Below are 12,337 nucleotides of genomic sequence, written 5' to 3'. Positions count from 1 at the left end.
CTGTCCTCTCTTTCTGTATTCGTTTTTTGCAGTATTTAGTTTTATTTTAAATGAGCCATAATCTGCTCAGCTCAACTAAATCATTCACCTGAATTATCAGGCCTTAAAAAGTCTTCTCAGGAAATCATTTGCACAATGTCTCCAGAACGTCCAGTCATGATAGCCGTATCCCTCAAAAGGCACAATGGGAACACCTGCCGCCAGAACGGTCTCCTCGTTCTTCTTCGTACTTTCAAAGCTGGACTCTTCCGTTCCGCAGGCCACGAACAGCAGTTTAAACCGCTTTGCAAATTCCTCCGGATCCAGCAGAATGTGACTGTAATCCACCTCTTCATTCTGAATGATCAGTCCACCGGAGAAAATGCCGGCCCACTCGAACAGCTCCGGATGCGCATAGACACATTTCTGGGTCTGCATGCCGCCCATGGACAATCCCGCCATGGCTCTGTGGGCCTTGTCGGCAATCGTCCTGTAGGTATTGTCAATATAAGGAATGCCGCTACTCACCAGTTCTTCCGTGAAAGCACTCATGGACGGATGGTAGGCGCCGTTTTCCGGGAATGCATACCCTGTGTTCATGACCACAATCATCTCTTCCATCTCGCCTGCGGCAATGAGATTGTCCGCCAGATTGGCAAGCTTGCCCTGCCATACCCATCCTGCCTCGTTCTCTCCGCCGCCGTGCTGCAGATAAAGCACAGGATATCTGCGCTCAGGCTCCTTCTCGTAAGAAGCCGGCGTATATACATAGCAGAGTTTTGTGCGTCCTGTCTCCTTCGAAGGATAGTAATTCAGATGTACGGTTCCGTGAGGCGTCTGTCTGATTCTGTACTCCTCGAAGTCCTCTTCGGGCATTTCCAGATAGTTGATTGCCCGGAATCCGCCGTACCCTACCGGCGCATTGCTGTCCAGTACATCCACGCCGTTTACTTTGATGCCATAGTAATGGAACCCTTTCTCGATTCCCGTCACTTCACAGCTCCACCAGTCTTCCTCGGCTTTCTCCATGGCAAAACAGCCCATTCCCCAGATGTCTACTTCCACGGTCTTCGCACCCTGGGCACGAATCCAGAATCTGGCTTTGCCGCCTGCCACATCCGTCACTTCCGCTCCGCAGTGTTCGTCCTTGTATTTCCCTGCGGGTCTTCCTTTTTCATCCACAGCGCGGATCAGTCCCTTGTAGATAGGGTCGAACATCAGAATATGCTCTGCAAAAGTCTGACGATCCAGCTGCTCCTTTGTAAGAGTACACTCTTCATATGTAAAATCCGCTTCTCCCTGATCTCCTCTGTCCTCGCCCTGGAAAATCAGCTCTGCGAAATCCTTCAGACTTGCTCTCCATACATGCCACTCATGATATCCGGGATAGCTTCTCTGTCCTCCGGCCACCCCAAGCGCCTGAAAACGGTCTGTATATACCTTCTGTCTTTCGGCCAGACCCTGTTCTCCGATTCCGCCGGTCATGAACACTGTCTCCATGGGATATTTCTCATGCTGGCTTAAAATCTGTTCTGTCTCTCCGTCCCGCATACCGGAAAACACACCCAGATGCGCGAACAGGTGCTGGAACCGCGCCACAAACTGCGTGGCCTGTGCGGACCCCAGAGACAGTCCCGCCATGGCCCTGTTGCTTCTTCCCTTTGCCGTGCGGTAATTACTCTCAATAAACGGAATTACATTTTCTGTAATCTCCCGTCCGAAATCGCCGGGATAAAATACGGGATCTTCATCCTTCAGGAAAGCATAACCGCTGCACATCACCACGATCATTTCCTTACATTTTCCCTCTGCAATCAGATTATCCAGGATAAAGTTCAGCTTCCCGTTCCAGATCCAGCCTGTTTCATCCTCGCCCACTCCGTGCTGCACATAGAGCACCGGATATTTCTTCTCCGGCGCACTGCCGTAAGAAGGCGGCGTGTACACATAGCATTTCTTCACATGCTCATTCACACTGGACACATAGGTGCGCACCTGCACATCACCGTGGGGCACATCCTTCAGGAACCAGAAATCCTCGCCTTCTCTGGGTACTTCGAAGAAATTGGTGGCTCCAAAGCAGCCATAAGCCACAGGCGCCACAGGATTCGTCACCTGTACTCCGTCCACATACCAGAAATGATAATGGAATCCCGGGGCAATTCCGGATACAGTCTTCGAGAAATTACCCTCCTCATCTCTCTCCAGCCGGATTCGGTCCCTTCCCATACTTCCTCCCACGCCGGCCACTTCCACAGTCTCCGCCGAAGGCGCACGCATGGTAAATGTCACATCTTTGTTGTCTTCCAGTCTTACACCGCAGATATCATCTTTATACTTCAGCGCAACTTTTCCGTCTTTCTTCTCCATGTAAGCTGTTCTGTATATTGCATCAAAAAATAATGGATGCATTGTCAATGCCTGATTTTGTTTTGTCTGCATGATAGAGTCTCCTATTCCAGTTCCGCCTGTGCTTTGACAGTACCTTATACGGCAGAGTGATTTCCGAACGCAAGTACATGCGTCCGTAAATCCTCTGGGTACTATCTAAGCACAGGCTGTTTCCAGTTCCGCTGCCACATTCTGACACCCCCTCATGGAAGGATTTTCGGCCGCAAAAATATGCGTCCGTAAATCCTTCCGGGTGTCATTCATGTGGACTGCTGTTTCCAGTTCCGCTGCCACATAAATGGCTGCACTCTTTACCTCTCCCGATATACAAATTCGCTGAATACGGCGCTTCCTCCAGGCTCTTTCGTGGAGTACACAGTCAGGCCGAAGCGGCAGCCGCAGAAATGTTCCATACTGAATCGAAGCTGATGCTCCGGTCCGATTTTCTGCCAGCGGCTCCAGAAGCTCTTGTCCTTATAATAGAAGGAACATACATCCTTTCCTCTCGAGAAATCTGCTTCCAGCTTCAGGACAAAAGGCTTCTCCTCCACAGGCACGGCAGCCCATTCCTCCTCCGGCTTATTCTCCGGAGGGAACTTGCGGAATTCTCCCGGTTCCACAGTCCGCACCACCATCAGCAGCTCTCCGTTCCTGCGGGTCAGACCCACGAATCCAAAGCATGACTGCAGGGAACACAATCCCGCGAAGTCTCCTTCCTTCAGTCCGCTGCCGTCTATGGTGACTTCTGCAGCACAGCCGGGCATCAGCATTCTCTGGGTCAGCGTATTTCTTGCCTGCAGAAGGGAAGTGCATACCTTGTCAGTGCGCACCTGCCAGGTCCCGGCTTCTTTGTCATGACAGATCAGGGACAGATCCGGCTCATGATTGAATTCCCAGTGCGTCTTCAGCTCCGCTTTAAAGTCCTCACTGCCCACCAGCGGCGCGTAAATATATCCCGGCCTCGTGCTTTCAATGGGGAAATCCTCCGGAATCTTTCCGTCTTCCCCGAACACAGGATAATCATCCTTCCAGGTCACAGGCATGAGATAGGGCACCCTGCCCACCGCTCCGCTGTCCTGGAACTGGATTGCATACCACTTTCCATCCGGCGTATCTATGATGGGTCCCTGGGCCACGCCTCTGTTGGGCAGTCCCAGATCATCGTCCAGCACGTCTCCGCCTGTAAATTCTCCCTCCAGAGAGTCCGCCACGAAGCAGGCCTCAGTCCTTCTCCACACATCCGGTCTGGAATGAATCAGGAAGAGGTAATATTTCCCGTTTATCTTGTACAGATGACTTCCCTCGTACCCCAGGTGTGTATTGTCCTTGTCGTTCACAATGAGGCGGTGCAGTCCTCCCTCCAGAGGAGCACTGAGATCCTCTTTCAGCTGTGTCAGCCAGATTTCCTTATTCCCGTAGACAATGTAGACCTTGCCGTCATCATCGAAGAGCAGGGAACAGTCATGGAAGAATCCTTCTATGTAATGCTTCTCCCAGGGCCCCTCCGGCTGAGAAGCCGTATAGAGATAGGTCTTGTGGGTATCATTGGCCACAAAGCATACATAATAGGTGCCATTGTGATACCGCAGAGATGCCGCCCACATGCCCTTGCCATAGATGTTCTCCTCTCCTTCCAGGGTCTGCCCCGGTGTGCTGTCCAGCTTGTCATACACATAGGAGAGGTGCTCCCAGTTTCTCAGGTCATAAGAACGCAATATCTCGCATCCCGGCATAAAGTGCATGGTAGTGCTCACCATATAATAGGTATCTCCCACCCGGATTGCATCGGGGTCCGGATAATCCAGTCTCGTAATCGGATTGATTGCAGGATACTGGGTGGTACGCACATAGGAATATCCTCTGTCCGACACAATTTCCCCGGACTTCCACTCAAAGTAAATCACCCCGTTCTGCTCCACAGGCAGGGAAATCTCCATCTTGCCGTTTTTCGCTTTCACCCGTCTTGTCTCCACAAAAGGACGGGCCGCGTTCTGCAGCAGCTTGCATTCTTCCGCCGTAAGATTGGCCGGTTCCCCCATGTCATGCCATACTTTCAGCGGATTGCAGTGGGTCTCATCTACGATTTTGGTCAGAAGGCAGCCTTCCTGCTGCTCCTTCATCTCCAGTGTCAGCAGATATTTTTCTCCGGTCCGCCTGTTAGCCACATTCCAGACCACCCCACGGTAACTGCCGTCGTCCATGCTCATGACCACTGAGTTCTCATTTTTCAGGATGCAGTGTCCATTCCCTTCCTTCAGCTTTTTGAAGAAAGCAAAGCTCCAGAAGGTGGGTTTGGGAATACATCCATTTGCCACCAGGCCGAAGCCTCCGTGGAATGGGGTAAAGGGCACACCCTGCTCTTCGAACACATCCCCGAAAGTCCAGTAGGAATAGGATTCATTGTCGTCTCCCAGTCTGGACAGCTGGTGGGCTATGTAAGCGGCATTCTGATTGGTGTCATGCAGCGGTGCATTGGGAATATAGGAAGTATTAAATTCCGTAATGTGGATTTCCCGTCCCTTATATTCCGCAAAACTGTCTATAATCTCTCTTGTGGTGTGCAGATTAGCAAAGCCATCCTCTGCCTTCATCAGCTCCGGATAGCCGTAATGTCCCACTCTCTCAGGAGGCTCTGTGGTATAATGATGTCTTGTGACAAAATCCGGCGCCAGCCTGTTGTCACGGCAGTACTCCAGGAACGACCTGATCCATACTTCGTCGCTGCCTCCGCAGACCGCCGGTCCGCCTACCCGAAAACGCTCATCCACTTCCTTCACGGCCAGGAAGGTCCGGTGAAACAGCTTAAAATATTCCTGCATATCCGCATGTTCCCAGAATCCCGGCAGATTCGGCTCATTCCATACCTCGATGGGCCATGTCACCACTTCCTCCCGTCCATAGCGTCCGCACAAATGGACCAGCAGTGCTTTTACCATCTCAGTCCACGCTTCGTAGGAAGCAGGGGGTGTGGTATTTCCCTTCCAATAGAAGATCGTCTGCTTTCCGCTGGCCATCTTCTCCGGCATGAATCCCAGCTCCAGAAACGGCTTGATTCCCAGCTCCAGGTAGCTGTCCATGACTCTGTCCAGATAGGTATAATTGTATTCGGCAGTGCCGTCGTCGCTTACCTGATAAATGGCCATGTCATCACAGAACAGTCCATGGCCTCTGATGTGCTGAAAGCCGATCTCCTCCTGTACCAGCTTCAGCTGTTCAAAATACTCTTTCTGCAGCGCCAGACCCATCCGGCCGGTTCCCACACAGTAGTCCACCTGATTGTGGAATTCCGCATTCCCTTCCGGCGCCAGCAAAATCCTTTTTTCTTCCATTTAAATAATCCTGCCTTTCTATTCCAGTCGCTGCGCGACGGCTCTAAAGATTTGTCTCTCAACGTACATGCCCTTGCGGGGGAGTAATTTTCAGCTGCATAGTGCGCATCTGAAATTTCTCCCGGGCATGTACATTTCGTGACGCTGTTTCCAGTCGCTGCGCGACGGCTCTAAAGCTTAAGTCTCTCAACAGCCATGTCCCTGCCCAAGACGCTGACAGAGAACTTCCGGCCGCTTAAAGCATGCGACTGCAATTTCTCTGGGATACACCCTCAGTCCAGCAGCCCGAAAGCCATATCTCTCACGCGATGATGAATATACTGTTCCCTGTTGGGTATGCTGTTGTGCATATACACTACACTGGTCTTCTCCTGTGGATCGATTGCCACATAAGTCCCCATAAAACCAGTCCAGCCGAATTCTCCCACGGAAGTGTTGGCAGTATTTCTCCTGTCGTCCACTCTGGTGCGGACACCCAGTCCATAGCCATATCCTTCCAGATAAGGATTCACAAAATCCTGCATCTGTGCCGGAGACAGCTGATTACTGCGCATGACGTCGATGGTCTTGCGTCCCATGATGCGCCTCCCCTTAAAGGTTCCGCCGCAGGCCAGCATCTGCGAGAAGTTCAGATAGTCATGTACCGTGGAAAACAGTCCTGCGCCGCCTGCCTCATACTTTGCTTCCGGCTCGAATCTGTCATCAAACATAATGCTGTCTAACGCCACTCTCTTCTCTCCGCTTATATCGTAAGCCGTCACCAGCCGCTCCCTTGTATCTCCGAAGAAGTGATATCCCGTGCTGTTCATCTCCAGCGGCTCCGTCAGTTCTTCCCGGATAAATTCACTGACTTTCTTCCCTGAGGTCACCTCGATCAGGCCGGCCACAAGCTCATGCCCGAAGCCGTACATCCAGTGCTCACCGGGGTCAAATGCAAAGGGCACCTGCGCCATGGCCCTGATATCCTGCTGCAGGGTATAATCCCCATATTTTTCCCGCAGTCCTTTGCGAACCTCCTCCATCTTCTGATGGGTGTAATCCTCTCCCCCATATCCAAGCCCCATTGCCATGGAAAAGCAGTCCCGCACCTGGATAGGACGCTTTGCCGCACGCACTTTCACACTTCCGTCCGGCTGCTTTTCCGCCACAAGAGTATCCTTCCACTCCGGGAAATAATCGGAAATGGGATCGTTGAGCAGGAATTTTCCTCTCTCATACAACATCATGGCCGCCGTGCAGACCACCACTTTCGTGGAAGAGTACTGTCTGTAAACGCTTCCGGCGTCGATCTTCCGACCGCTCTCCAGATCCGCGTAGCCGAAATAATTCTCATACAGTGTTTCCCCATCTCTTGCCACTGCACACCCGCATCCTGCAGGTCCTGTTTTTACAAGTTCACTCAAAAACAAATCCAGATCCTTTGTCCTGCTCATTTTACCTCCTATTCCAGTCGCTGCGCGACAGCTCTAAAGCTTTAGTCTCTCAACGTCCATGCCCCTGCCGGGGAGTAATTTTCAGCTGCATAGTGCGCATCTGAAATTTCTCCCGGGCATGAACATTTCGTGACTCCTGTTCCAGTCGCTGCGCGACGGCTCTAAAGCTTTAGTCTCTCAACGCGCTATACAAGCTATTTCGTTTTAGCTTGTGTTATAAAAACAGCGGTTCCCGAATTAATTTCCGAAAGCCGCCATTTTTCATCTACTGTTTTCCACTGCTTTCCCGAATAAAATAAAGTGGCGAGTGCTCTCTTCTGATTGGAATATCTATCTGCCTGTTGCAGGCGAGAAGTACAATATCCAACGCTGTTTCCGCCATTTCCATGGCGGGGACATCAACCGAAGAAAGCGGTGGTTTATGATACTTCAGAATTGCCGATTCCTCAAAGAAAATGATTCTGACATCTTCCGGAACACGTATATTCCTGTCCTGACAGCAATCTATGATTCCCCCTGCAAGTCTGCCGTCCGCCACCAGCCAGGCTGATGGTAATTCGATATTGGCAAGCACCTTCTCTGCCGCCGCATACCCCTTTTCATAACCGCTGCAATCCAGATATACATTCCAGTCTTCTTTTACCTTGATATTCCGATCTCTGCAGCCGAACATAAATCCGGCTTCCATTTTCCTCTCAGAACGGCTGTTGCCGCCAAACCCGATGAAAGCCGCTGTCTTTATCTCCGGCGCAGACATATATGCAATACATTGCTCCCCCGTTCGATAAGTATCCATTGTGATACAATGGAATTTCGTACTCTCCCTCTCTATCAGAACAATCGGAATCGAATACTCCTGCTTCTCCAGCTCTGTCTGATCTTCCGTTGACAGACCGCTGATGATTGCTCCGCTGACCCGATTGCTGGAAAGCATGTCCGCGTGACACATCAGTTCGCCGGGCTTGTAGGGCTGAATCATCAGTTCCACCCTGCATTCCCTCTTCTCCGAAGCCTCGTAAAGTCCCCTTATAAATCTCCCCACTCGAGAATTCAGGCTGTCAATCCTCCAAAATACTACAACTACATATGGGACTTCCTCCTCGGCATGGCGAAGACGTCTGGCATAAATATTGGGTCGGTAATTCATCTCTCTGGCCATATCACGAACCTTTTTCTGTGTTTCCTTTGAGATGCGAATCCTGTCTCCTCTTCCGCCCAATACCACTGATACTGTACTCTGAGACACTCCCAGCCTCTCGGCAATCTCTTTAATCTGCGCACCGGCAGTCTTTTTTTCTTCCATATCACAGTCCCCTTATTCAATATAGCTACCTTACATTATTACCAGTGTATACCTGCTGCCTTTGTTCTGTCAATGCTTTCAATGTTAGCTATGCTCACTATCGGACTTCGTGAATGGAATCCGTATTTGACATCGGGGACCGACATCAGCTCATCTATGGCGGTCCCCAATACATTTACCTCTTAATTTCCTTTTCTTACGTCAATTACCTTCTGGTATTTCTGGCAATCGAAGTCATACAATTCCTGGAAGCCAATTCCGTTCATGGTGTCCTTCATAGTACTCCACATCTGGTCAAATTCCGCTCTGTCCTTTGCCATAATCATTCTCCAGGAAGCATCCTTCAGCTCCTGTGCACACTGGCTTCTGATCAGAGCCATATCTGTACTATCGCTCTCCAGTACCACATTGACATTGGCCACGACCTTCATCAGGCCCTTATCCGCATAATACTCAGTCTGCTTATCCGTACCATATTTCTCGGCCCATTCCACCCATCTCTGATCCTTGGGCTTCTCCTGCTGTGAAGACCAATAGCCAAGGCTGTACGGCTCGTTGGTTATGGGATTGATAGCCATGGCCGCTACAATATACTGATTCAGCTTCTGGCCACCGTCGCCCTGTTTTCCGCCCCCCCACTCTGCAGGAAGCTCGATATCTCCGTTCATATACTTGGAAGAATCTTCTGTCTGCACATAACGTCCGTCTTCCAATACATAGTTGATTCCTTCGATACCGCACCACATATAGGAACTGCCTTCCGCACTTGCCAGCCAGTCAAGGAATGCCATAACTCTCTTCTCTGTCTCACCTTCCACCTTGGAGCCGATACCCCATACACGGCCGGAACCATAATAGGAATCCGCCACCTGATAAATGTTCATATCACTTACAGGAACAGTCACAAAGCCCACGCCGTTAGCTCTGTCTTCCTCTGTCAGATTAATGCTGGCCAGACTCATTTCCCAGTTGTACCATAGCAGATATTTTCTGTAGGTACGAAGCTTTTCAGTATCTGTCTTGGTCCAGTCCTGAATACTGGAATCAGGGTCAATCAGTCCTCTCTGATTCGCTTCAAAGAAGAAGTTCAGCATCTTGTAATAAGCGCCGTTCTCATCAATAATGGACATGATTGTGTTGTCATTGCCCAGCAGCACGGAGTCTCTTCCTTCCTGTCCATACCACTTACAGGTCTGAAGGATATTCTCCATTCCGAAACCATCCCAATCCTTCCAGAGAGAGATGGCATAGGCGGGATCTCCATCCTTATTGGTGGGATGCTTCTCCTGCATCTGTTCCAGTACATCCAGCAGTTCATCCAGATTCTTGATCTCCGGAGAACCCAGCTCTTTGTAATAATCCCAGGGCAGACATACCGATGTAAACGGAATATTCTCGGAATATGTCTCCGGAGATGTATTGCTCATCTCTGTAGGGATACCATAAATTTTGGAGCCGTCACCAATCATGCCATTCCAGGTATCAATCTGGGTCTTGAATACAGCCAGATTCTCATAGCTGTAAACAGAATCTGTAATGTCCTTGATCAGCCCTGCGTCAATACATTCGATAAAATCCGCATTATCCAGCAGAACGATATCGCCAAGATGCCCGTCGCTGCACCTTGTCTGATACAGACCGGCCGGATCACCGGATACCTGTGGAGCCAGTATGCTCAGTTTCAGGCCGAATTTCTCTGCCACCAACTTGGCGAACCATCCGCTCTGAATACCGTGATAGTTTGCCGCCACATCATATACTTCAATTTCAATCACGTCGTCGGCCGCATATCCGCCTTCAGGAGCACCGCCTCCCGACGCATCTTCTCCCGAGCTCTCCGCGCCGGAATTCTCAGGAGTGCTCTCAGAACTTTGCTGTGCGCTGCTCTGCTCACTGCCCTGTGCTCCCGTCTCTTTGTCTCCGCATCCGACAACTCCCAGAGTCATCATGGCTGCAAGACCTAGTGCAACTGCTTTTTTCCACTTCATAATAGGATCCTCCTTATATTTTTTCGTGGTTTTAGTTTTATTTTTGCTACATTACTACCCTTTTACCGCACCGATCATAATTCCCTTGACGAAGAACCGCTGGAAGAAAGGATACACCAGCAGAATCGGTGTCACTACAATGATTGTCACGGTCATCCGGACGGAGGTGGCCGTCTGGGCCGTAGACAGAGCCTGCTGTATGGCCTCGCTGCCCGCATTGGAAGTCAGAAGCGACGCCAGAGAACTGGCCTGATTAATATACTGGTACAATACAAACTGCAGTGTATGAAGCTTCGTATCTGTCATCAGAAGCAAAGTGTCCTGGAAGGAGTTCCACTGTCCCACAGCTGTGAAGATTGCCACCGTGGCCAGAATCGGCTTGATAATGGGAAGGACTACAGAGGCAAAGACCCTCAGCGTTCCCGCACCATCAATCTCCGCCGCATCCTGCAGCTCCTTCGGCGTGGATTCCACATAGGTTTTCACCAGAATGATATTAAACGGTGACACCAGCGCCGGAAGCACATAAGCCAGGAAATTATTGGTCAGATGCAGGTTCTTCATGGTGATATACCAGGGAATAATACCTGCGTTAAAATACATGGTCAGAATAACAAAGCGGTACCACAGCTTCCTCTTCCACATAGTCTCCCTGGTGAACATATAGCCCAGGAAGGCTGCCATCAGCACTGTCATCACGGTTCCAATAAACGTCCTGCTCACCGATATTTTGGCGGCCTGCAGCAGTCCCGGAATCTGAATGGCATTGGTATAATTGGAAAAGTGAATACCCTGGGGCCAGAAAAGGATCTTCCCCTTATCACTCAGGTCATTGGCGCTGATGGTATTGATGAAGATATAATAAAACGGATAGGCACAAACCACAGCGAACAGCGCATATACGATATAGGTGACAACGCTTATCATATAATCTCCCGCGCTGCGCTTCATCTTGACTTTCTTGCTTTTTTCTTTCATCCCGGTCTCCTCCTACATAAAGCTGTCGCCGCGAACCAGTTTCGCCAGTTTGTTAGCCACAACCAAAAGCATTACACTTACCACACTCTTCAGCATACTCAGCGCGGTGGAAACGGAATAGCTGCCGCTTCCCATGGCCAGATTATACACATACAGATCAAGCACCTGTATCGCTTCCTTATTGAAAGAGTTCTGGAATACAAAGTACTGTTCCATGCCGTTGGAAAGGAAGTTGGAGATACTCAGCATCAGCAGCACTGTGTAAGTAGGCAGGATGCTTGGGATGGTAATGTGCCAGATCAGCTGCATCCTGGTAGCGCCGTCCACCTTCGCCGCCTCGTAAAGTTCCTCGTCGATACCCGATATGGCGGCTATGTACATGATGGCTGACCATCCCAGGCTCTTCCAGGTACCCCAGAGCCACATGGTGCTCCACACATGCTTCGACGACTGCAGGAAGAGAATCGGCTGGTCTATAACCCCTGCCTTCAGCAGCATACTGTTGGCCATACCGTTGCTGGAGAACAGGTTGTAAGCCACGGAGAACACCAGTACCCAGCTGACGAAGTTAGGCAGCGTGGTGATGGTCTGCACGGTCTTCCGGAAGGGCATACATTTAATCTCATTTAAGAAGATAGCGAAAATCATGGGCAGCCAGGAGGTCAGAAGAGACAATCCGCTCATGGCAAAGGTATTCCGCATGACAATCAGCGTCTGTTTTAAGCGGATTGGATTATCCACCAGGTACTTGAACCATTTCAGCCCCTGGAAATCATCCATGGAAAAAGGGCGCGGCGGCCGATAATCAAAGAAAGCATATATCCAGCCGTAAAGGGGATAATAAGAGAATACTGCCACCAGACACATAAAAGGCAGTATATAGAGGAACTCTTTGTAGGACCTCATTTTCTTTTTGTTTTTCAGCATATCTGTATT

Annotated in this window: 7 protein-coding genes; all 7 read right to left on the bottom strand. The window is 50.3% G+C overall.

Going from position 1 to position 12,337, the window contains the following annotated elements; translation table 11 throughout:
- Window positions 1–96: 96 nt before the first annotated feature.
- The gene (locus tag NSB25_RS04815) at window positions 97–2,421 is read right to left on the bottom strand and encodes an alpha/beta hydrolase-fold protein (protein ID WP_103238305.1); all 2,325 of its coding nucleotides are present in this window, start codon (window positions 2,419–2,421) and stop codon (window positions 97–99) included.
- Window positions 2,422–2,681: 260 nt separating this feature from the next.
- Complete coding sequence (locus tag NSB25_RS04810; protein WP_242982298.1) at window positions 2,682–5,699, bottom strand: GH39 family glycosyl hydrolase; 3,018 nt, start codon at window positions 5,697–5,699, stop codon at window positions 2,682–2,684.
- Window positions 5,700–5,971: 272 nt separating this feature from the next.
- Window positions 5,972–7,132 carry a serine hydrolase domain-containing protein gene (locus tag NSB25_RS04805; protein ID WP_103238304.1) on the bottom strand — a complete coding sequence of 387 codons (1,161 nt, stop codon included), beginning with the start codon at window positions 7,130–7,132 and terminating at the stop codon, window positions 5,972–5,974.
- A 265-nt stretch (window positions 7,133–7,397) separates the two neighbouring features.
- Window positions 7,398–8,435 (bottom strand): LacI family DNA-binding transcriptional regulator, encoded by a 1,038-nt coding sequence (locus NSB25_RS04800; RefSeq protein WP_103238303.1) that lies wholly within the window; start codon window positions 8,433–8,435, stop codon window positions 7,398–7,400.
- Between the two features lie 182 nt (window positions 8,436–8,617).
- Entirely contained in the window at window positions 8,618–10,423 is a 1,806-nt protein-coding gene (locus NSB25_RS04795; protein WP_103238302.1) for a type 2 periplasmic-binding domain-containing protein, read from the bottom strand.
- A 54-nt stretch (window positions 10,424–10,477) separates the two neighbouring features.
- Window positions 10,478–11,401 carry a carbohydrate ABC transporter permease gene (locus NSB25_RS04790; RefSeq protein ID WP_103238301.1) on the bottom strand — a complete coding sequence of 308 codons (924 nt, stop codon included), beginning with the start codon at window positions 11,399–11,401 and terminating at the stop codon, window positions 10,478–10,480.
- Window positions 11,402–11,413: 12 nt separating this feature from the next.
- The gene (locus tag NSB25_RS04785) at window positions 11,414–12,328 is read right to left on the bottom strand and encodes an ABC transporter permease subunit (RefSeq protein ID WP_103238473.1); all 915 of its coding nucleotides are present in this window, start codon (window positions 12,326–12,328) and stop codon (window positions 11,414–11,416) included.
- Window positions 12,329–12,337 lie beyond the last annotated feature (9 nt).

This window comes from Acetatifactor muris, from assembly GCF_024623325.1.
Classification (GTDB): domain Bacteria; phylum Bacillota; class Clostridia; order Lachnospirales; family Lachnospiraceae; genus Acetatifactor; species Acetatifactor muris.
Note: the sequence above shows the minus strand (reverse complement) of the source record. Positions and strands in the feature narration are given on the sequence as shown.

What these genes read in the sequence shown, in the direction of transcription:
- NSB25_RS04800 (WP_103238303.1), bottom strand. Translation starts at nt 8,435, where the DNA reads ATGGAAGAAAAAAAGACTGCCGGTGCGCAGATTAAAGAGATTGCCGAG.
- NSB25_RS04795 (WP_103238302.1), bottom strand. Translation starts at nt 10,423, where the DNA reads ATGAAGTGGAAAAAAGCAGTTGCACTAGGTCTTGCAGCCATGATGACT.
- NSB25_RS04785 (WP_103238473.1), bottom strand. Translation starts at nt 12,328, where the DNA reads ATGCTGAAAAACAAAAAGAAAATGAGGTCCTACAAAGAGTTCCTCTAT.
- NSB25_RS04810 (WP_242982298.1), bottom strand. Translation starts at nt 5,699, where the DNA reads ATGGAAGAAAAAAGGATTTTGCTGGCGCCGGAAGGGAATGCGGAATTC.
- NSB25_RS04790 (WP_103238301.1), bottom strand. Translation starts at nt 11,401, where the DNA reads ATGAAAGAAAAAAGCAAGAAAGTCAAGATGAAGCGCAGCGCGGGAGAT.
- NSB25_RS04805 (WP_103238304.1), bottom strand. Translation starts at nt 7,132, where the DNA reads ATGAGCAGGACAAAGGATCTGGATTTGTTTTTGAGTGAACTTGTAAAA.
- NSB25_RS04815 (WP_103238305.1), bottom strand. Translation starts at nt 2,421, where the DNA reads ATGCAGACAAAACAAAATCAGGCATTGACAATGCATCCATTATTTTTT.